Source organism: Pseudomonas bananamidigenes, assembly GCF_001679645.1.
GTDB lineage: Bacteria > Pseudomonadota > Gammaproteobacteria > Pseudomonadales > Pseudomonadaceae > Aquipseudomonas > Aquipseudomonas bananamidigenes.
Genome location: NZ_LRUN01000049.1, coordinates 1 through 20,359 on the forward strand (window position 1 = coordinate 1; position 20,359 = coordinate 20,359).

19 protein-coding genes are annotated in these 20,359 nt (G+C 62.4%); 12 read left to right on the plus strand and 7 right to left on the minus strand.

Going from position 1 to position 20,359, the window contains the following annotated elements; all coding sequences use genetic code 11:
* Nucleotides 1-51 precede the first annotated feature (51 nt).
* Nucleotides 52-1,329: an acetyl-CoA C-acetyltransferase gene (locus BBF94_RS17400; protein ID WP_065260222.1), complete on the minus strand. Its 1,278-nt coding sequence runs from the start codon at nucleotides 1,327-1,329 to the stop codon at nucleotides 52-54.
* A gap of 255 nt (nucleotides 1,330-1,584) precedes the next feature.
* Here BBF94_RS17400 and BBF94_RS17405 point away from each other — a divergent pair, with 255 nt between their 5' ends.
* The 4 genes from BBF94_RS17405 (at nucleotide 1,585) to BBF94_RS17420 (ending at nucleotide 7,484) form a co-directional block, all read left to right on the plus strand.
* The gene (locus BBF94_RS17405) at nucleotides 1,585-2,937 is read left to right on the plus strand and encodes a 3-oxoacyl-ACP reductase (protein ID WP_065260223.1); all 1,353 of its coding nucleotides are present in this window, start codon (nucleotides 1,585-1,587) and stop codon (nucleotides 2,935-2,937) included.
* 2 nt (nucleotides 2,938-2,939) lie between these two features.
* Entirely contained in the window at nucleotides 2,940-3,794 is an 855-nt protein-coding gene (locus BBF94_RS17410) for a MaoC family dehydratase (protein WP_065260224.1), read from the plus strand.
* Nucleotides 3,795-4,143: 349 nt separating this feature from the next.
* Nucleotides 4,144-5,679, plus strand: coding sequence for a collagen-like triple helix repeat-containing protein (locus BBF94_RS17415; protein WP_065260225.1), 1,536 nt, complete (start codon nucleotides 4,144-4,146; stop codon nucleotides 5,677-5,679).
* Nucleotides 5,680-5,813: 134 nt separating this feature from the next.
* On the plus strand, nucleotides 5,814-7,484 hold the full coding sequence (locus BBF94_RS17420; RefSeq protein WP_065260226.1) for a ShlB/FhaC/HecB family hemolysin secretion/activation protein: 1,671 nt from the start codon (nucleotides 5,814-5,816) through the stop codon (nucleotides 7,482-7,484).
* Between the two features lie 17 nt (nucleotides 7,485-7,501).
* Here the strand turns inward: BBF94_RS17420 and BBF94_RS17425 are convergent, their stop codons facing one another.
* The 4 genes from BBF94_RS17425 to BBF94_RS17440 all read right to left on the minus strand — a co-directional run bounded on the left by BBF94_RS17425 (nucleotide 7,502) and on the right by BBF94_RS17440 (nucleotide 11,088).
* Nucleotides 7,502-9,901 carry an autotransporter family protein gene (locus tag BBF94_RS17425; RefSeq protein ID WP_065260227.1) on the minus strand — a complete coding sequence of 800 codons (2,400 nt, stop codon included), beginning with the start codon at nucleotides 9,899-9,901 and terminating at the stop codon, nucleotides 7,502-7,504.
* Nucleotides 9,902-10,085: 184 nt separating this feature from the next.
* Nucleotides 10,086-10,493, minus strand: a complete 408-nt coding sequence (locus BBF94_RS17430) for a response regulator (RefSeq protein ID WP_065260228.1) — start codon at nucleotides 10,491-10,493, stop codon at nucleotides 10,086-10,088.
* 63 nt (nucleotides 10,494-10,556) lie between these two features.
* Nucleotides 10,557-10,769 (minus strand): Flp family type IVb pilin, encoded by a 213-nt coding sequence (locus BBF94_RS17435; protein ID WP_065260229.1) that lies wholly within the window; start codon nucleotides 10,767-10,769, stop codon nucleotides 10,557-10,559.
* Between the two features lie 112 nt (nucleotides 10,770-10,881).
* Nucleotides 10,882-11,088: a Flp family type IVb pilin gene (locus tag BBF94_RS17440; protein ID WP_065260230.1), complete on the minus strand. Its 207-nt coding sequence runs from the start codon at nucleotides 11,086-11,088 to the stop codon at nucleotides 10,882-10,884.
* 330 nt (nucleotides 11,089-11,418) lie between these two features.
* Between BBF94_RS17440 and cpaB the strand changes: the two genes are divergently transcribed.
* Genes cpaB through BBF94_RS17480 form a run of 8 tightly spaced genes read left to right on the plus strand, consistent with a single transcriptional unit; the run spans nucleotide 11,419 to nucleotide 18,872 of the window.
* Nucleotides 11,419-12,360 (plus strand): Flp pilus assembly protein CpaB, encoded by a 942-nt coding sequence (gene cpaB / locus BBF94_RS17445; protein WP_065260231.1) that lies wholly within the window; start codon nucleotides 11,419-11,421, stop codon nucleotides 12,358-12,360.
* A 20-nt stretch (nucleotides 12,361-12,380) separates the two neighbouring features.
* Entirely contained in the window at nucleotides 12,381-13,604 is a 1,224-nt protein-coding gene (locus BBF94_RS17450; protein WP_065260232.1) for a type II and III secretion system protein family protein, read from the plus strand.
* Nucleotides 13,601-14,791 (plus strand): pilus assembly protein, encoded by a 1,191-nt coding sequence (locus BBF94_RS17455; RefSeq protein ID WP_065260233.1) that lies wholly within the window; start codon nucleotides 13,601-13,603, stop codon nucleotides 14,789-14,791. Before BBF94_RS17450 ends, BBF94_RS17455 begins: the two co-directional genes overlap by 4 nt.
* Nucleotides 14,788-16,056 carry a CpaF family protein gene (locus BBF94_RS17460; RefSeq protein WP_065260234.1) on the plus strand — a complete coding sequence of 423 codons (1,269 nt, stop codon included), beginning with the start codon at nucleotides 14,788-14,790 and terminating at the stop codon, nucleotides 16,054-16,056. The genes BBF94_RS17455 and BBF94_RS17460 overlap by 4 nt, the downstream gene beginning before the upstream one ends.
* A gap of 18 nt (nucleotides 16,057-16,074) precedes the next feature.
* Nucleotides 16,075-16,959, plus strand: coding sequence for a type II secretion system F family protein (locus BBF94_RS17465; RefSeq protein ID WP_065260235.1), 885 nt, complete (start codon nucleotides 16,075-16,077; stop codon nucleotides 16,957-16,959).
* 1 nt (nucleotide 16,960) lies between these two features.
* Nucleotides 16,961-17,845: a type II secretion system F family protein gene (locus BBF94_RS17470; protein ID WP_065260236.1), complete on the plus strand. Its 885-nt coding sequence runs from the start codon at nucleotides 16,961-16,963 to the stop codon at nucleotides 17,843-17,845.
* Nucleotides 17,846-17,860: 15 nt separating this feature from the next.
* Nucleotides 17,861-18,583 carry a tetratricopeptide repeat protein gene (locus tag BBF94_RS17475; protein ID WP_065260237.1) on the plus strand — a complete coding sequence of 241 codons (723 nt, stop codon included), beginning with the start codon at nucleotides 17,861-17,863 and terminating at the stop codon, nucleotides 18,581-18,583.
* 16 nt (nucleotides 18,584-18,599) lie between these two features.
* Complete coding sequence (locus BBF94_RS17480) at nucleotides 18,600-18,872, plus strand: DUF3613 domain-containing protein (protein ID WP_065260238.1); 273 nt, start codon at nucleotides 18,600-18,602, stop codon at nucleotides 18,870-18,872.
* Nucleotides 18,873-18,921: 49 nt separating this feature from the next.
* On the opposite strand, the gene BBF94_RS17485 is transcribed toward BBF94_RS17480, so the two are convergent.
* Nucleotides 18,922-19,698 (minus strand): response regulator transcription factor, encoded by a 777-nt coding sequence (locus tag BBF94_RS17485; protein WP_065260287.1) that lies wholly within the window; start codon nucleotides 19,696-19,698, stop codon nucleotides 18,922-18,924.
* Nucleotides 19,699-19,822: 124 nt separating this feature from the next.
* Nucleotides 19,823-20,293: an A24 family peptidase gene (locus BBF94_RS17490; RefSeq protein WP_065260239.1), complete on the minus strand. Its 471-nt coding sequence runs from the start codon at nucleotides 20,291-20,293 to the stop codon at nucleotides 19,823-19,825.
* Nucleotides 20,294-20,359: the final 66 nt, after the last annotated feature.

A 20,359-nucleotide genomic window follows, 5' to 3' on the forward strand; every position in this document is an offset into this window, starting at 1 on the left:
GGGCGGTCCGACGTTTCGGGAGGGTCAGGGTGAGGGCAAGCTTTTGCTCTTCTAGCGCTCGACAATGGCAGTCACCCCCTGCCCCCCCGCCGCACAAATCGAAATCAACCCCCGCCCCTGCCCTGCCGCATCCAGCAGTTTCGCCATGTTGGCGACGATCCGCCCGCCCGTCGCGGCAAACGGATGCCCTGCCGCCAGCGAGCTGCCCTTGACGTTCAGGCGGCTGCGATCGATCGAGCCAAGCGGAGCGTCCAGACCTAGCCGGGTCTGGCAGTATTCCGGATCTTCCCAGGCCTTCAACGTACACAACACCTGTGCGGCGAACGCTTCGTGGATTTCGTAATAGTCGAAATCCTGCAAGGTCAGGCCATTGCGCGCCAGCAAACGCGGCACCGCATATACCGGGGCCATCAGCAGTCCTTCGGCGCCATTGACGAAATCCACCGCCGCCGTTTCGCCGTCACGCAGGTACGCGAGGATCGGCAGACCACGTTCTTTCGCCCATTCTTCACTGCCCAGCAGCACCACCGACGCGCCATCGGTCAACGGTGTGGAGTTGCCGGCGGTCAGCGTACCTTTGGCGCTTTTCTCGAAGGCCGGCTTCAGGGCCGCGAGTTTTTCCAGAGTCAGGTCGGGACGCAGGTTGTTGTCGCGGGTCAGGCCGAGAAACGGGGTCATCAGATCGTTGTGCCAGCCTTCGCTGTAGGACGCGGCGAGTTTGTGGTGGCTTTCGAGGGCCAGTTGATCCTGCGCTTCGCGTGGGATGCCCCAGGTCTGCGCCATCAATTCGCAGTGCTGGCCCATCGACAGGCCGGTGCGCGGCTCGCCGTTGCGCGGGAATTCGGGGATCAGGTGTTTCGGGCGCAATTGGAGAAAAGTCTTGAGCTTGTCGCCGGTGGTTTTCGCACGGTTGGCTTGCAGGAGAATCTTGCGCAGGCCTTCGCTGACGCTGATCGGCGCGTCCGACGTGGTGTCGACGCCGCCGGCGATGCCGCAATCGATCTGGCCGAGGGCAATCTTGTTCGCCACCAGCAGCGCAGCTTCAAGACCGGTGCCGCAGGCCTGCTGGATGTCATAGGCGGGTGTGGCCGGTGAGAGGCGCGAGCCGAGCACGCATTCGCGGGTCAGGTTCATATCCCGTGACAATTTCAGCACCGCCCCCGCGACCACCTCGCCCAGGCGCAACCCGTGCAGGTTGTAGCGCTCGATCAGGCCTTCAAGGGCGGCGGTGAGCATGTCCTGATTGCTCGCAGTAGCGTACGGGCCGTTGGAACGGGCGAACGGAATGCGGTTGCCACCAATGATCGCGACGCGGCGCAGCTGACTCATGAAAAACTCCTTGTGAAATTCTGAATTGAAAAACGATCCCTGTGGGAGCGAGCCTGCTCGCGATGGCTGACTGTCAGGCATCTGGATGTCGAGGCTGACGACGCCTTCGCGAGCAGGCTCGCTCCCACAACGTCCGCATTTATCTGCAAGACCTGCTAAACCTCAGTGTTCTAGCGTAGGCCTTATTGCATGGATCGAACGATTGATTGCCCTTCGCAGTCCACACTTTGAACCCCATCTTCCGGAGAGCGTTCCATGTCTGACCGCTATATCGACTTCGCCAACTCGTCCATCGGCCACCGTCTGGTCGGGGCCCTGGGCCTGCCGTCGCCCGTGCGGCTGGAACGCTGGCAGGCCGGGCGCCTGCGGCCGGTGGACGGAGCACTGCTGATCGGTGGCGGGCCGCTGGCCGAACGGGTCAGCACCTTCGCCAACCGACTGACCGATGCCATTTATCGCTACGGTGACCAGCCTGCGACCGCCACCCAATGGATTCCCGGCCATGGCCCGAAACTCAAGGCGGTGGTGTTCGACGCCAGTCAATTGCAGCACACCGATCAGCTCAAGCAACTGCGCGAATTCTTCCAGCCGTTGATGAAAAACCTCGACCACAGTGCGCACCTGGTGATCCTCGGCCGTGCCCCGGAAACCTTGCGCGAACCATTTGCCGCCAGTGCCCAGCGGGCGCTCGAAGGTTTCTCCCGTTCGCTGGCCAAGGAGTTGCGTAGCGGCGGTACGCTGCAATTGATTTACGTGGGTGAAGGTGCCGAAGATCAGCTGGAAGGGCCGCTGCGTTTCTTTCTGTCACCGAAAAGCGCGTTCGTCTCCGGGCAAGTGATCCGCCTGAATGCGTGTACGACGCAGGTGAGCGACTGGACTCGCCCATTGGCCGGGCGCAAGGCGCTGGTCACCGGCGCAGCGCGGGGCATTGGTGCATCCATCGCTGAAACCCTGGCCCGGGACGGCGCCGAGGTGATCCTGCTTGACGTACCGCCAGCGAAAACCGATCTCGAAGCCCTGGCCGCCCGCCTCGGTGGGCGTGCCTTCACCCTCGACATCTGCGCCGAAGACGCCGCCGCGCAATTGATCGAACAATTGCCGGACGGCCTCGACATTCTGGTGCACAACGCCGGTATCACTCGCGACAAGACCCTGGCCAACATGACCCCGGAATTCTGGGATGCGGTGCTGGCGGTCAATCTCAACGCCCCGCAGGTGCTGACCAAGGCCCTGCTCGACAGCGGCACCCTGCGCGACAACGCACGGGTGATTCTGCTGGCCTCCATCAGCGGCATCGCCGGCAATCGCGGGCAGACCAATTACGCCGCGAGCAAGGCCGGGTTGATCGGCCTGGCCCAGGCCTGGGCGCCGACGCTGCTGGAGCGCGGCATCAGCATCAACGCCGTGGCGCCGGGTTTCATCGAGACCCGGATGACCGCACACATTCCTTTCGGCCTGCGCGAAGCCGGGCGGCGCATGAGTTCGCTGGGCCAGGGCGGCCTGCCGCAAGACGTCGCCGAAGCCGTGGCGTGGCTGGCACAGCCGGGCACCGGTGCGTTCACCGGGCAGGCGCTGCGGGTCTGTGGACAAAGTGTTCTGGGGGCTTAGGCATGAGCATCGAATGGCACACCCTGCACCGCGAGCCGAGCCTGCCGGGGCTGTATGTCCGAGCGGCGACCCGGCGAAAAATCACCGGCACCACGTTGCCCGACACCGGTCTGCGCTGCTGGGTCGACGTCGATGGCAAACGTCTGGCGGCCTACCGCAGGGTCTGCGGTTTTGCCGACGACGGTCTGCTCCCGCCGACTTATCCACATGTCCTGGCGTTTGCATTGCAGATGCAATTGCTCACGGCCAGGGATTTTCCTTTTCCGCTGCTGGGGCTGATTCACCTGAGCAACCGTATCCGCGTGCTGCGACCGATGGGCGGGATCAGTCGGGCGCAGGTCAGCGTCCGGGTGCACAACCTCAAACCCCATCCGAAAGGTGCAACCTTCGATCTGCTGACCACCTTCGACGATCAGCTCGGGCCTTTGTGGGAAGCCGAAAGCCGGATGCTCTGTCGAGGCGTGAAGCTGGAGGGCGATGCTCTGGAGCAAGCCTGGGAACCGTCACTGCCACTGTTGCAGGTGGCGCAGTGGAAAGCCCCGGCGGACATCGGCCGGCAATATGCCAGGGTCTCCGGCGACTACAACCCGATCCACCTGAGCGCGGCCAGTGCAAAGCTGTTCGGTTTTCCCACCGCCATCGCTCATGGCCTGTGGAACAAGGCTCGCACGCTGGCGGCGCTGGCGGATCACCTGCCCCGGGCCAATCTGGAGATCACCGTGCATTTTCGCAAGCCGGTGCGCCTGCCAAGCGAGGTGTCGCTGTTCGCCAGTTCGGCAGGCTCCAGCGGTGAGTTGCGTCTGATCGGCGCCGGGGATCTGGAGCACATGGTCGGAAACTGGCAACCGATTGCCTGAATCAAGACACCGGCGCAGTCGCCACTGCGCATTGTGAGGGGGGCGATCCAGGCCTGCTCACATGATCAATTGTGTGTATATAACTTAAGTTTCCACCTCCCGCATCCGCCGTTACGCCCAACAGGAAGCCTTGATTTTCAAGGCTTTTTTTTGCGCCTTTATATCTTCGGCATTAGTCGTTAAGCAGCAGCCCCGGCCATTTGTATAAAGGCGTTAATACCAACTCGAGAATGGCGTGGATCCAGCCTTGCGACTGATATGAGCACCACGGGCGAAGGCATTGCCGGCAAGAGAATCGGCGAGCCATCGAAGACAACGAACGTTGTGACAGGTGCAAGGAATCAACCTCATGAAAACTCAAGTGTGGTGCAAATCGGCAACAGCGCTGGCATTGATCCTCTCCCTCGGCCTGGCCGGCTGCAGCAGCGGCGGTGGCGGTCATCACAGCAGCTCCAGCAGCTCGACTCCGGACAGTTCCACCGCCGGCACTGGCGGAACAAGCGGGACCGGCGGTACGGGTGGAACTGCGGGAACAGGCGGCACAGGTGGCACAGGTGGTACCGGCACCACGGACCCGACCAATCCAACAAATCCGACCAACCCGACGGATCCGACCAACCCCACGAATCCGAGCACACCATCGCCACTGGTTACCTCGACCCTGGTGCAGGATGTCGGCAACACCGTCGCCGGCGTCGGCAGCGGTGTCGGTCAGGTCGGCGATTCGCTCAGTGGCGTGCCGGTCGTCGGTGGTGTAGTGCAAAGCGCCGCCAGAACCGCAGGTAATGTGGTGACGACATTGGGCGATGGCGTGGCCAACGGCCTTGGCAAACTGGGCACGACCGAGAACGGCCTGGGCGTAACCGCCTCGGCGGTCGGTGGCGTGGTCCAGGATGTCGGCAACGGCGTATCGGACCTGAGCGGCAAACTGGCCAGCGCGACCGGCAGCGTCCCCGTGGTCGGCGGTGTCGTGACCAAGGTCGCGCCATTGGTCAACGGCGTCGGCGAGAAAGTCACCATGCTCGGCGATACCCTGAGCACGGCCACCACCACAGGCCCCCTCGGCTCGGTGACCAAAGATGTCGGCAACGGTCTCGTACCCGTGATCGCCATGGTCGAAAGCACCACCGACAAACTGGGCAGCACCACCGGCCTGGGTGACCCCGTGAACGGACTGCTGCAGAAAGTCGGTACCACCGTCGACGGTGTGGGCGACAATGTCACGGCGGCCGGCAACGGCAATGCCCTGACCAATACCGTAGGCGGCGCCCTGAGCAATGTCGGCACCACCGTCGGCAAGGCCGGCGGGCTGGTGGACAACGGCACCGGATCGGGCACCGGCGTGGGTGGCGGACTGGGCAACAACGGCCTGCTGCAAACCGTCGGTGGCGCGGTTTCCAACGTCGGCACCGGGCTGGCAGCCGGCAATGGCGCGCTGGGCGCACCTGGCGGTGTATTGGCCTCGGCCGGTAATACCGTGGCTTCGCTCAACACTGCGCTGGGCGGTTCGGGTACACCGATCACTGCACCCACCACACCACTGGCCACACTGGGCAACAATGTCGGCAGCGGCCTCGCGCCAGTCACCAGCGCCGTCACCAGCCTGACCCAGAACGTCGGCAGCGCCACCGGGCTCGGTACTCCGGTTGCCGGCATCACCAGTCAGGTGGGCGGTGCGGTCAGCAATCTCGGTGGCGCGATCGCCGCCACCAACAACCCGGTCACCACCGCAGTCGGTGGCCTGGTCAGCAACGTGGGCGGCACCGTGGGCGCGGTCGGTGGACTGGTCAACGGTGGCACCTCCACCGGCGGCACTGGCGCCAGCGGTGGCCTGGGCGGAGTGCTCGGCGGCCTCAGTGGCACCCTGGGCGGCAGCAAACCCTGAATTGCACCTGGCCGATTCGACGGCCGAACCTACAGCGCCTACGCTTGGTTGAGAGCGGAAGATTCCGATGAGTCTTCCGCTTTTTTCTTAGGAAAAACCCTGCCCGGTGCTGCGGTTTGAACATGGAGTGTCCTATGCGCGTTATGGCATCCCTGCTGTTGCTCAGTCTCAGTTCCACAGCTCTGGCCGACACCCTTCCCAGCTTTCTGAACAGTAACGAAACCATCCGCAACCTGCCGGTGCCGAATCTGCCCGCGGACGCCTATCGGCCGCGTGCGGCGCCACTGCAAGTCCCGGAGCCCGGTGCTGCGGCAGCCGAACCGCTGATGATGGGGACGAAGATCAATCTGAAAACCGTACAGATCGAGGGCGGAACGCTTTATCCGCTCAACGAACTGGCAGAAATCTACAAACCCCTGATCGGCCATCAATCCAGCCTCGCCGACCTGATCGAAGCCACCCGCAACATCACCCGACGCTACCAGAACGACGGCTACCTGCTGTCCTACGCGTTTCTGCCACAACAGAACTTCCAGGACGGTGTGGCGCGGGTGGTGCTGGTGGAAGGCTACGTGAGGGATGTGCAGGTGCAGGGCGACGTGGGCCGGGTCAAGGGACTGCTCGACAGGCTGGCGGCGAAAATCCAGGCGGAACGCCCGCTGACCCGCAAGACCTTCGAGCGCTATACCACGCTGATGACGCGGATTCCGGGTGTCACGATCCAGGCCCAGGTACCGCCGCCCGGCACCACCGACGGCGCGACCACGCTGATCGCCCAGGCCAGCCGCAAGCCGTTCACCAGTTCCCTGAGCACCACCGAAGACAATCGCAAGGGCACCCAGGCCCTGCTCGGTGTGAGCAGCAACTCCCAGACGTCGATGGGCGAACAGCTGACGCTCAGCGGGCTGTTTCCACCGGGAAAGGATCACGAGCATTACTACCGTCTGGACTACAGCCAGTTTCTCGACGCCGAAGGCACGCAACTGAACCTGTCCGCCTCGCGCTACCGCGCCGACCCCGGCACCAGCGTCGTGCTGGACAACGGCCTGGAGCTCAAGCCACACCGCGAGAACGACCGGTACTCGGTCGGCTTCAGCCTGCCGCTGATTGCCGCCCCCAATGAACTGCTGACCGCGGGCGCCCGCCTGTATGCGGTCAACGACAAGACCCGCTATAACGTCATCGGCTACCCGTTGAGTGTCGAGGAACGCACCGACATCCGCGCCCTGGCATTCGAAAGCGACTGGCGCAAGGCTGATGCCCGGCAGCTGCGGATTCTCAGCGGCGGCGTCTATCAAGGGCTGGACAGCATGGGCGCGCACACCAACAACAGCGCCATCGATCTCGATTTCCTGCGCCTGCGGCTTTCCGGGGTGCAGAGCGACAAGTTCCTCGATAACTGGCAGGGCGTGCTCTCCGGCGCGCTGTACTGGACCGACGACACCCTGCCCGACAGCGAGCGCGCAGTGTTCGGCGGGCAGAACTTCGGTCGCGGCTACCCGGACGATCAGGCGTCCGGCGACAAGGGCTGGGGCGTGGCTTACGAGGTCAACTACAGCTTCAACCGCGACGGCAACTGGGTGCGCATCCTGCAACCCTATGTCGTGCTCGACCGTTCCCGCAGCTGGTTCAACCAGTTGCCGGTGCAGGCCAACAGCCTGTCATCGGCAGCCGTGGGCCTCAGATTTGGCGATGCCAGGTACTACAACATCGCCCTGGAAGCGGCCAAACCCATGTCCGATGAAGCGCTGGATACCTACAACCGCCGACCGCGCTACAGCATCAGCTTCAGCTATCAGCTGTAGCCCGGCCGACGGTGCGGTCAGAAGGCGTAACGCACTTTTGCAGTGAACCCGTCAGCGTTGAACCCGCTGGCGGTCACGTAGTTGTAAGACCCGCCGACGCTCCACGGGCCCATGCGATAGTTGGCGCCCAGCCCCAGTTCATAGCTGTCGCGAACCGGTGTCGTGCCCTGGCTGGTGAACGACTCACCACCCAGCACGAAGGACGAAGTGGTCGCTGTCCTGTCGCCAATGACGTCATGCCAGGCCATCAGTTTCGCTTCCGGCTCGAAGCTGCCCGAGCCCATCGCAAACGCTGCGGCCAGACGTGCGCCGGCGCCGACTTCACCCACTTCGTAGCGTTGGCTGCCGACATTCAGCGAGGCCGAACTGCCCTTCTCGCGATAGCTGTCCATGCTCACATTGGCGTAACGCGCGCCGACCCGGGGTTCGAGCACCACATCCGGCATCAGGCGCACGGTGTAACCGGCCAGCGCACTGACACCGAACACGTTGCTGTCGTAATCACCCTTGGCCCGGGTGCCGGTGATGTAGCGCTTTGATTCGTTGTCGTTCCAGCCGTACATCAACGACGTATCGGCGAACCAGTTGTCGTGAGTCCAGTTGCCGTACAGGGTCAGCGCATGCCCGGTGACCCTGGTCTTGTTGCCGCGATCGGATTTCACGTCGGTGTCGAGGTAGCTGTAGGCCAGGCCGACCGCCAGATCGGCATTCAGCTGACCATCGGCACCGACGGCGATACCGTGGCTGTCGGCGTCATAACCGCTGACACCGCGACGCTGATCCTGACTGGCGTCGCTGCTCAGGGCTTGCAGCCAGACGCCTTTTTCCATCGCAGCCGCCGCATCACGGGCGCGACTGGAGCGCTCGTCGAGCACACCGGAAACCAGCGTCTGGCTGTTGGTGGCGGCCTTGATCACCCCGCGACTGACATCGGGGCTGAGGGTTTCGGACAGCCGCGCCAGTTGTGCGTCGGTACTGGCGTTGGCGAAAGCCTGGAACACCGGATCCTGCTCGTCGAGGCGGGACATCAGACCCGACACGCGGCCCACCGCCGTGGCAGCGTTGCGACTGCCGCCGGCCACAAGGGTGTTTTGCGCCAGCGTCTCTTCGGATTTGTTGGTCACCACGGACATGATGTCGTTGCCTGCGACTCCAAAACTTTTCACATCCAGCAACGCGGAGCTGGAGGTTACGTTGAGGTTGCTGCCGCCAATCAGATTGCCCGAGCTGATCAGGGTGTACTTCGTGCCGCCCGGGGTCACGCGAAAATCACTGGAGCGCGCCAGCAGACGCAAGGTCGCGCCGGCGGCGATATCGGTGGTGCCGGTAACTTTCAGCACCGGCAACGCCGGGTTGGTGTCGTTGCCCAAATACATCTCCAGCACCGAGTCGGATTCTTCCATGTCGAAGTCGCCGATGATCGTGGTGTGCGGTCTCATCAGGGTCAGCGTGCCGTCTTCGATGGAGACGTAGCCGGATTTGATGGTGGAACCATCGAAGGTAGCTTCACCGTCGACACTCACACCGGACAGGCCGATCAAATCGCCTTTGACCTGGCCGCCATAGAGGTGAAAGTAGCTGGCCCCGTCATCCACCTGAATCGCCGCCTGACCACCCTCGATCAGACCTTCCTGCTGATAGATCACGAACGGCAGGCCACCGGCCGGCTGATCGCTGACGTGCACACCGATGGACTCACCTGAAATCGTGCCCTGGTTGAACAGGGCGAAAGTACCCGTTCCTGCCGGGGCACTGTATTTCACGCCCTCCAGGGTCAAGGCTTCGGCGTTTGCCCCGGTGGCGCGAATCGTACCGTTGTTGTTCAGGGCTCCCTTGAGCGTGGCACCGTCGAGAAACAGCCCCAAAGCATCCGTCCCGCTGGCGCTGATGGTGCCATTGTTGGATACCCCGTTCAGAGTGGTATGCACCAGCATCACTCCGCTGGCGGCCGCACCACTGACATCGATAACGCCATCGTTGAGCAGCGAGCCAGTGAATGTGCTTCCGATATCGGAAATGCCGGCGGAACTGCCGGAACCGGCCAGGCCGTGGACAGCAATGGAACCCTTGTTGATCACGTTGTAGGCGACCGTGGTCGGCGTTGCACCGGCGGCTCCCAGATTGATGCCGACGCCATGATTGGCCCCATCGATCCGGATGGTGCCGTCGTTGCGCAACTGGTCAGCGGTCAGGCCCATGAACTGGGCGCCATAGGTAAAAGTCGACGGCGAAGCGGGGGCAATGGTCCCGTTGCCGTTCAAATCGACCAGCCCGTAGTTCTGCAGGTTGCTGTTCAACGGTCCGCCGCTCAGGTTGTGGTTCAGACTGGCGCCGGCGGCGGTAGTGATCGGGGCATGCAGTATGGCTGCAGCGATAGACAGCGCTAAAAGCGAGCGGCGCAAGCGAGCAGTGTTCAAACGGGATTCCCTTCCAAAACATGAAAAGCAGTTTCAGCAGGGTTCACACATTGTGTCGGACGTCCCTGCCGCGCCAGTCCGGGTCATCCGGATCGGGCGCGGGGAATGTACACGAGCCATCATTTCGACACCACCTCAAAGTCAAACAAGTGGCGTCAATTTCATGAATGCCTCGTACCGGTCATCACGAGATATTGATACCGGGTCTGGGAAACAGGTTGTCGAGGGTTTCCAGCAACCGCACGTGATAGATCGGCTTGCGGAACAGATCCAGCACCTGCAGGCGCAGCATGTCACTGACGTCTTCCATGTCCGCATGCCCCGACGTCACGATTACCGGCAGATGCTGGCGCGAGGTGTGTTCGCGCAGGCGTTTGATCAACGACATGCCGCTTTCCTCCGGCATGCGCAGATCGGTGATCACCAGGGCGATATCGGGATGGCGGGTCAGATGATGCAGGGCAAGTTTCACCGAGGTCGCGGTATGACAGACGAAGCCCTCGCCCTCCAGCAACTCCGCCAACTCCAGCAACGCGTCCTCCTCATCGTCAACCAGAAGCAACTGTTGGCGGGGCAGCGAGGAAGCAGTCATGGGTCAATCCCTGAGAAGCTGAAAGTGAAACCGAGTGTAGTGTGAGAATGGCGCCCCAGCGAGTCAGGGCGTCTGCACGGGTGCGGTTTGTGCGGTGCCACCCAGAGCCACGAGGATATTGTTGAAAATGGCCAGCACCTTGGCGCCTACCGGCGTCACGAACACCACAACCACAACGGCGACCATGGCCACCACAATGGCATATTCAATGGCCGACGCGCCTTCATTGCTGTGCAGGAAACGCCGGGCATGCAACATCAGGAATTCGAAGAGCATGGCGCTACTCCTTAGTGCCGGGGCACCGGATTGCGGCTTTCAAGGGTGCTCGCGATTTACGGCCCGGGACACAGGCCGCAAACCGGCAGGCAGGATTCGACGAACGACGTGATCAGGGCACAGGCTTGGTCTGCGCAGTACCGCCAAGAGCGACCAGAACAGAGTTGAAGATGTTCAGCACCTTGGTGCCGATCGGCGTCACGAACACCACGACCACCACCGCGACCATCGCTACCACGATCGCGTACTCGATAGCCGAAGCCCCTTCCTCACTCTTGAAAAACAAACGGGCTCTGGCCAGCAGATAATCAAGAATCATACCTTCACTCCTTTGCGCTCCCGGCGCCGATGTCGCTACAGCGGCAATGCTTCCACCGTGCCATCTGAGCATTGTCAACAAACCACCCCTCAACAACTGTAAGAACGGATTAATCCCAAAGCATTAATCGCTTCGTCTTTCTGCCCATTTCGACTGCTAATTGGCCAACCCCCATACTTTCGTAGGTTATTTGCCCGCCAGTAATGGCGTTTTGGCTTGTTTCAGCTAGCGTGGAAATAGCGAAATAGTTGGATGTTCATAGCTGCCTGATTGCGATGTTCCCTTGTTGGAAGTGCGGGCTGGTAGTGCAGCAGGAAAGGGAGAGCCATCATGAACAGTCGCGTCACCATGGGCCTTGCCGCCGTGCTCTTGCTGGGAGCCATCGTTGTCGGCTACTGGGGCCTTGTTCTCAGCCGGCAACCGGCTCCCGTTGCCGAGACTCCTGCACCTGCGGTGGTCACCGTGGAAAAGACCGTTGCCGCCGCCGAAGACCAGACCCGCCAGCCCGTGGTCGTCCTGGTGCACGACGTTCCGCCATTCACCCCGCTCACCGCCGCCGACCTGGCCATCGAAAAACTGCGCAGCGCTCCCGCCGGCAGCCTCGGCACCCTCGAACAAGCCGTAGGCCGCACGCCCTGGCGTCGTCTCAGTGCAGGAACCTGGCTCAACGCTGAAAGCTTCGAAGCCGGTGGTGCGCTGGCCCGCATGATCCACAGCGATGAGCGTGCGCTGGCCGTTTCGGTGGATGAAGTGATCGGTGCCGCCGGACAGTTGATGCCCGGCGATTATGTCGATGTGTTGCTGTACCTGCGTCAGGACGCCAGCAACCCGCAACAGTCGGCGCAGATCGTGGTGCCGGCAATGCGCGTACTCGGTGTTGGCGAACAGTACGGCCTGACCAACGACGGCCAGCCAGCCACACCGGCACTGGGCACCGATGACAAGCTCAAACAGGATCAGCGCCGGCTCACCGCGCGCACCGTGGTACTGGCGGTACCGGAGCAACTGCTGAGCCGGATGATGCTCGCCACTCAAGTCGGGACCTTGCGCCTGGCGGTGCGCAGCAGCGAAGAACAGCGCCTGGCCAAATACTGGGCCGGCGAAAAGCAGACACAGGACAAACTGGTCGCCGCCAACAGCCAGCTCTTCCAGTTCACCCAGCTCGCGCTGGGCGCTGCGCCGAAAGTCCCGCACAGCGGCGAACACAACGGCGCAGCGCGGCCGGCGGTGGAAGTGATTCGCGGCAATCAGATCACCCAACAGAATCCATGACTGAGCAAGGATCCAAGTGCATGCAGAGTCGTTCCTGGCCGACCTTCAACCCCCTGCTGCGGGGCTTGCTGTTGATGGGACTGTCGATGAGCGCCGCGCAGGCGGCCACCGGCAACTGCTCGGCGTTGAGCCGGCTGCCGCCAGTGATTGAAGTCAACGAGGGCTGGCAACAAGACATGCAATCGCCGGTGGCAATCACGCGCCTGGCCATCGGCGACCCGAAAATCGCCGATGTGCACGCCACCGGCAATTCGTCGTTTCTGCTCACCGGCATGGCCCCCGGCGCCACCAGCCTGATGGTCTGGACCGCGTGTTCGGGCGAGCCGCGCCAGAGCATGGTGTTTGTCCAGGGCGCCGCCACGAACGCGCTGACCGGGAGCGCTCCATTGCCGTCGGAAGATGCGCAGCTGCCATCACAGGTACAGACCGACATTCGCTTCGTCGAAGTCAGCCGCACCAAGCTCAAACAGGCCTCGGCTTCGATCATCGGTACCCGTGGCAATTTCCTCTTCGGCTCTCCGGGGACATTGCCGCCGATCGATGGCGTACCGCAACCACGCCTGCCGGTGGATAACTCGCTGTTCAACTTCTCGTGGATCGGCGGCAAGACCATGGCAATCATCAACGCCCTTGAGGGCAGCGGGTTTGCCTACACCCTGGCCCGCCCCAGTCTGGTGGCGCTGAGCGGACAAAGCGCGAGCTTCCTTGCCGGTGGCCAGATCCCGATTCCGGTACCCAGCGCCGGCAGCGACAGCGTGTCGATCGAATATAAGGAATTCGGCATACGCCTGACCCTGACGCCGACGATCATCAGCCACGACCGCATCGCCCTGAAAGTCGCACCGGAAGTCAGCGAGCTGGACTTCAGCAATGCCGTGCAGATTGCTGGCACCACAGTGCCGGCCCTGACCATCCGCCGTACCGACACGAGCATTTCCCTGGCCGATGGCGAGAGCTTCGTCATCAGCGGTCTGATCAGCACCAGCAACACGTCTCAGGTCGACAAGTTTCCGGGGCTGGGGGATATCCCGGTGCTGGGAGCGTTTTTCAAAAGCTCGCAGATCAAACGCGAAGAGCGCGAACTGCTGATGATCGTCACCCCGCATCTGGTGCATCCGCTGTCGGCAGAGGCGCAACTGCCGTCGCTGCCGGGAGAGAAACTGCGCAACTACGATCCGAACTTCTACCGCATGTTTTTCCTGGAGAACGGCAACTTCGACAAACGCAGCGGGTTGTCCCAATGAGCCAGAACCTGAGCCAGACCTTTCTTGCCATCACCCGCAACAGCACCGATCTGGAGTGGCTGCAAAACGCGCTCGCCCCGTTGGGGCAAGTGGTCAGCGCCGGTACGGGCAGCCTCGACGAATTGCTCGCACTGGTGGATGTCACCTTCGCCAGCCTGGTGTTCGTCGGCCTCGATCGGGAACATGTGGTGGCCCAGAGCGCGCTGATCGAAGGCGCGCTGGAAGCCAAGCCGATGCTGGCGATCGTGGCCTTGGGCGACGGCATGGACAACCAGTTGGTGCTCAACGCCATGCGCGCCGGGGCGCGTGATTTCGTCGCCTACGGTTCGCGCTCCAGCGAGGTGGCCGGGCTGGTGCGCCGCCTGAGCAAACGCATGCCGCCGGTGACCCACAACGCGCAACTGGGTGGCCTGACGGTTCTGTACGGCGTGCAGAGCAGTTCCGACGGTGCGCTGTTGTCCAACCATATGGCACTGGTGGTGCAAAAGAGCGGACAACAGACACTGCTGCTGGACCTCGGTCTGCCCCGCGGCGACAGTCTGGCGCTGCTGGGGCTGGAGAGTTCGTTCCACTTCGGCGATGCCTTGCGCCATGTGCGCAGGCTCGACGCCACGCTGATCGACAGTGCCTTCACCAGCGCCGAAGCAGGGCTGCGGATTCTCGCGTACGCCGACAATGACGAGCCGCTGGAAAGCACCAGCGCCGCCGAGCTGTACATGCTGCTCAGCGCCCTGCGCCAGCACTTCCAGCACATCGTCGTGAACCTCACCGGCCAGCCCGACAGCGAAGCCTTGCGCACCTTCGTCAGCCATTGCGACAAGCTGATCTGGTACACCGACCAGAACGTCCTCAACTGCCGACGCAACCTCGCTGTGTTCAATCTATGGCGGGAAAAAGGCATGAAGCTCGACCACGGACGGCTCTTGGTCGACCGTTATCTGAGCAACGTGGCGCCGGATGCGGAGACCCTCGGCAAGACCTTCAATCTGGAGGTGATCGCCGTGCTGGCCTTGAGTCCGGAGTTGCGTCTGAACGCCAAGAATCAGGGTGTCAGCCTGTTTGAACTGGCCCCCCGGGAAAAACTCACCCAGAGCCTGCGGGCGCTTGGCGAACGACTGGCCAAACGTTCCGAACGCCTGGCCAAACCCAAGGTCACCTGGTTCGACCGGTTGCGAGGCACCTCATGAGCGCGGAAAAACTCTTCGGTGCCCCGGCGCGCGGTCAGTCGGGCAACGGCGACCACGAAGGCCTGAAACTGGTGCTGCATCGCTACATCATCGATGCCATCGAGGAATCCGGAAAAAACCTGCTGGAAGGTTCGCGGCAGTTGCTGGCGCAGTTCGTCACCGACAAGGTCGCCGAATACATCGCCCGCCTGCACCTGGCGATTTCACGCTACGAGATGGAACGGCTGGCGGAAGAGATCGTCGATGAACTGACCGGTTTCGGCCCGCTGGAAGTGTTGCTGCGCGACAGCGCCGTGACCGAGATTCTGGTCAACGGCCCGCACCGCGTGTTCATCGAACGCGACGGCGTGCTGCATCAAAGTGACCTGCGCTTCATCGATGCACATCACGTCGAACGGGTCATGCAACGCATTCTCGCGCCCCTCGGGCGACGGCTGGACGAATCTTCGCCGATGGTCGATGCGCGCCTTCCCGACGGCAGTCGGGTCAACGCGATCATCCCGCCGATCGCCCTTGACGGGCCGTGCCTGTCGATCCGCAAGTTTCGCAAGGACATGCTCAAGAGCAGCGACCTGATCGCCATGCAGACCATCGACCTGGCCATATTCGACTGCCTGCAGGAAGCGGTGGGCAAGCGCTGCAACATCCTGATCAGCGGCGGCACCGGGACCGGCAAGACCACGCTGCTGAACATTCTCAGCCAATTGATCAATCCCCACGAACGGTTGGTGACCATCGAGGACGTCGCCGAACTGCAGCTTGGCCACCCGCACGTGGTGCGTCTTGAAACACGCCCGCCGAACGCCGAAGGCCATGGCGAGGTCAAGGCCAGCGACCTGATCCGCAATGCCCTGCGGATGCGGCCGGACCGGATCATCCTCGGCGAGATCCGTGGCGTCGAAGTGCTCGACGTACTCACCGCGATGAACACCGGTCACGACGGTTCGATGAGTACGGTGCACGCCAACAATGCCCAGGACGCACTGCTGCGTCTGGAAACCCTGGTCGGTCTGACCGGCCGCTCGGTGGCCGAGCGCACGTTGCGGCAGATGATCTGTGCCGCGCTCGACCTGATCATCCAGTTGACCCGCATGCCCGATGGCCGACGCTGCGTGAGCGAGGTGGTGGAAGTGGTCGGTGTGCGCGAAGACATCTACGTCACCAACACCTTGTTCCGCCTCGACCGGCGCACCGGGTTCGGCTTCCTGCGCGAAGCGGTCAATCCGGCCGGCGACAAGTTGCGGCACGAATCGAGTCTGGGCTGAGCGCATGGAGCTTTCGTCATGACGGGGCCGGTGATTCTCATCGCCATTTGCCTGATGCTGCTGGGGCTGTCGATCCGCTTGTTCCTGCATGGCGTGCGCAAGACCGCCAACGAACGGGTGCTCAGCCGCCTGGCCGCCGGACAGCCGCAGATTGCACCGGGAAAAACCTCGTGGACCGGACTCGAGCGCATGTTCCTGCGCGCAGGTCTGGGCCGTCCCGGCGAGCGTCTGGGGTTATGGCTGGCGCTGTGGGTCATCGCGATGATGCTCGGTTACCTGGCCGCCGACTGGGTCGGTCTGTTGATCCTGACGCTGGCGCCGCCTCTGGCGCTACGGCTGTACATCGCCTGGCTGTATCGACGGCGGCTCCATCGCATGATCGAGCAACTGCCGCAGTTGCTCGATCACACGGTGCGCAGCCTCAAATCCGGGCGCACCCTGAGCGACGCCGTGCTCGGCGGCATCGAGTCCAGCGAGGATCCGTTGAAAACCGCAATGGGCCGGGTACAGCGCAATGTGCAACTGGGGGTAAACCTGCCGGATGCGGTGAGCGACTTCGCCGAGCTCTACGAACAGGACGAACTGCGCATGTTCGCCCTGGGCCTGAAGGTCAATCACCGCTACGGCGGCAATGCCAGCGAGCTGCTGGAAAACCTGATCAAACTGATCCGCGAGCGTGACCAGGGCGCCCGCCAGCTGCGCGCCCTGACCGGCGAAACCCGTCTGACGGCGTGGGTACTCGGATCGCTGCCGGTGATCCTGGTCAGCTATTTCATGCTGACCAATCCCGGTTACATGCTCGGCATGTGGAAAGACCCCGGTGGCCAGACCATGCTGATCGTCGCGGTGATGTTGCAGGTGATCGGCAGCCTGGCGCTGTGGCGCATGTTGAGGAGTGTCTGAGATGGTGATCCTGGCCAGTCTCATGCTGCTGCTCGGGGCGCTGATGCTGGTCGGCAACCACTTGTTGACCGAACGCCGTCGGGTACGTCAGGTCAACCAGCGCCTGCAAGGCCATCTGGTGCGCGAGAGCCGCCTGCGCAACTGGATGCGAGCGCTGGGCAACAGCCGCTTCGGCCAGCGTTCGGTGAGCATGGACAGCGAAACCCAGACCCTGCTCAACCGTCTCGGCTGGCGCCGCGCCAGCGAGCGCTCGCTGTTTGCCGCGTGCCAGATCGGTACGCCGCTGCTGGCATTGGGCATCGGGTTGTTCTTGCAGGAAGTGTTCTTTCCCCAGACACCCAAGGGCTGGCTGGTGCCGATGTTCGCCACCGGCACCGGTTACCTGCTGCCCAAGCGCCTGCTGGCCTATGCCGCCGCCCGGCGGCAGAAAAACATCGCCGTGGAGGTTTCGACGTTCATTCCCCTGCTGCGCATCCTGTTCGAATCCGGCATGGCGGTCGAACAGGCGCTACGTGTGTTGAGCATCGAAGGGCAGAAACTGTTGCCGGAACTGACCAGCGAATTGCGCCTGATTCTGGCCCGCGTCGACTCGGGACTGGAACTGGGTCAGGAACTGAACAACGCTGCGACGATGCTGGCGGTGGATGAGTTCACCGACACCTGCGTGATCCTCCAGCAACTGATTCAACAGGGCGGCGGCGCGATGAAATCGCTGCTGGCGCTCAAACAATTACTGGATGACCGACGTCTGACGCGTTTGCAGGAGTACATCTCGAAGATGTCGGCGAAGATGTCGGTGGTCATGATGCTGTTCCTGTTTCCGGCCTTGCTGATCGTGCTGGCAGGCCCCGGATTTACCGCAATCACCCGGGCGTTCGCGTCCTGACATGGAGAGCGTTTGATGAAAGCACTGATGGTGGTGGCGAGCCTGTTGCTGCTGGGCGGTTGCGCAACCGATGGCCAGGCGCCGTGGACAGCCATGCTGGCCCCCGCCGGTTGCAGCAAGCTGAGTTCGGAGCAGGAGCTGTCGCTGAATCTGGTGGACGAACTGGCCAACGACGGCAAGCTGCACGCCAGTCTGGCCAACCTGCAAGGTCTGCCCGACAACCTGGTGGAAGTGCGTCTGCGCAAGGCCAAGGTCTATCGCCTGCTGGGGCGCAGCGAAGCCGAACCGCTGTATCGCGGCCTGCTCGGCACCTGCCTGAGTGCCGACGCCGAACACGGTCTGGGACAGCTGTATGCCGCCCGGGGCGATAACGGTCAGGCGCAGGCTCACCTGCAACGGGCCGTTCGGCTGGCGCCGACCAATGAAAACATCCACAACGATCTGGGCGTGGTGTACCTCAATCAGTTGCGACTCGAAGACGCGCGCTTCGAGTTCCTGACTGCCATCGAACTCAAGCAGAACAATCAACTGGCGACGCTGAATCTGGTCACCCTGCTGATTTACCAGAACAACTGGCAGCAAGCCGCCGAAATCGTCAGTCGTGCGCACCTGACCCCGGAACAATTCACCGAGGCTCAGGAGCGCGCAGAAAGACTCAAGGCTCCGGTTCCGGCCAAATCTGCCGCAAGCAATCAGGTCGCGGCGGTGGCCGATCCGCAACCGGCAACCCTCAAATGACCCTCAAGGAGCTGCCATGCACATCTTCAAGACACTGTGCTGCCTGAGCCTGCTGAGCCTGCCGCTCGGCGCACAGGCCATCGACGCCGGCCCCGCCTCGGCCCAGCAGCAGGAAACCGAGGGCTGGCTGCTGCTGCAAAGCCGCAACAAGGCCGCGTCACCCGATCCGCAGGCCGCCACGGCCACCGAGCGGGAACTGGCCATGCAACGCTGGCTGAAGAAATACAAATACGACATCCCCGACTTCTATGACCAGGATGCCGGAGGCAAGATCGACACCAAGAATTGAGGGGTAAGGCAGCCGTCGGTGATCTGACTCTGACGGCTGCAAAGCCCGGTCAATGCTCCGTGACCCGCTGCCGCAAAGCCGCTGCGCTCGGCGAAAGGGCCAGCGCCAACTGGGTGCGGTTGTGCATGTGGGTCAGGCGCAGCACCTGCGAGACGTAAAGTTTCACGGTGTTTTCGGTGATGCCCAGTTCGCAGGCAATCTGATAGTTGGTCTGCCCCTTGCCCACCAGGCGCGCCACATCCAGTTGCCGTGGGGACAACTGATTGAAGATGGCCGGGATCTCCAGTGCATCCCCGTCACCCGATGCCTGTTCGCTGACGATTGCCGGCCCGCGGCGCACCCTGTCCAGATCCTGATACAGATCATCGATGGACGACGACAGGTCCTGCAATTTCTGGTTCAAGTGCCCCAGCTGCAGGGTTTTCTGCCGTTCCTGCAGGACCGTCTCCTGGCGTTGCAAGCCTTCGAGCAACTCGTCGAGATTGACCGGCTTCTGGTAGTAATCGGAAATTCCGGCGCGCAACGCCTTGATCACATCCTGCTTGTCGGCGCGACCGGTGAGCATGATCGCTTCGAACACCCGCTGCTTGCCGGCCTGGCGTTGCAGCTCTTGCACCAGTTGAATGCCGTCGAGGTCCGGCATGTGCAGATCGCACAGCACCAGACCGATCGCCGGATCTTCGGCAAAACGCTCGACCGCCTCCCTGCCGGACCCGCAGGGTACACAGCGAAACCCGCTGCTCTCGAGAAACTCGCAGAGCTCCTCGACGATCAATGGCTGATCATCGACAACGAGGACCTTTACCGCAGACGTAAGCTTGTTCACGTGCCACTCCATGCCCGGGCCAAAACTGACCATTCCTGTACTGTCAGCCGTTGGCTGTATAACCAGTACATTGAAAGTAGACGCACTTTCCGACTATGTACATAAGACTAGTGGCGTTTGGCGACTAATGGATCCAGGGGAGTGCCAGCAAAAAACCGACCAGCACGAACGGCGCAAATGGCAGCTTTTTTGACAGCGATGGCGTCATATATCGAAGACGATGCCTAAGCCCTTGACTCATATGCAGCCAGAGTCTTGGCGCCAGCAGGATCCAGACCAGGCTCGCTGCGCCGGCACCGACAAAAACACCGAGCAGCGACAGACCGTCCGTCGCCAGACCGAGGGCTGTCATTAATTTCACATCGCCGGCCCCCATGCGCCCCATGAAATACCCCGGCAGGGTGAACGCCAGCGCCAACAGACAAGCCCAGCCACCCTGCGCCGCTGCGGCCCCCGTCCAGGTCGTTCCGAAATACAGCAGATAAACCAGTGCCAGGGCACCAACACCCAACGTCATGATGTTGGCAATCCTGCGTTGCCGGGCATCCTGGACCGCGCACAGGGTCAGCCAGATCAAGAGAACAAGACTTTGCATCCGGTAAAAACCGTCCGTTTTGGCTGAATGATTCTATGCTGATACTACGCAGTGACTGTCAGGGTA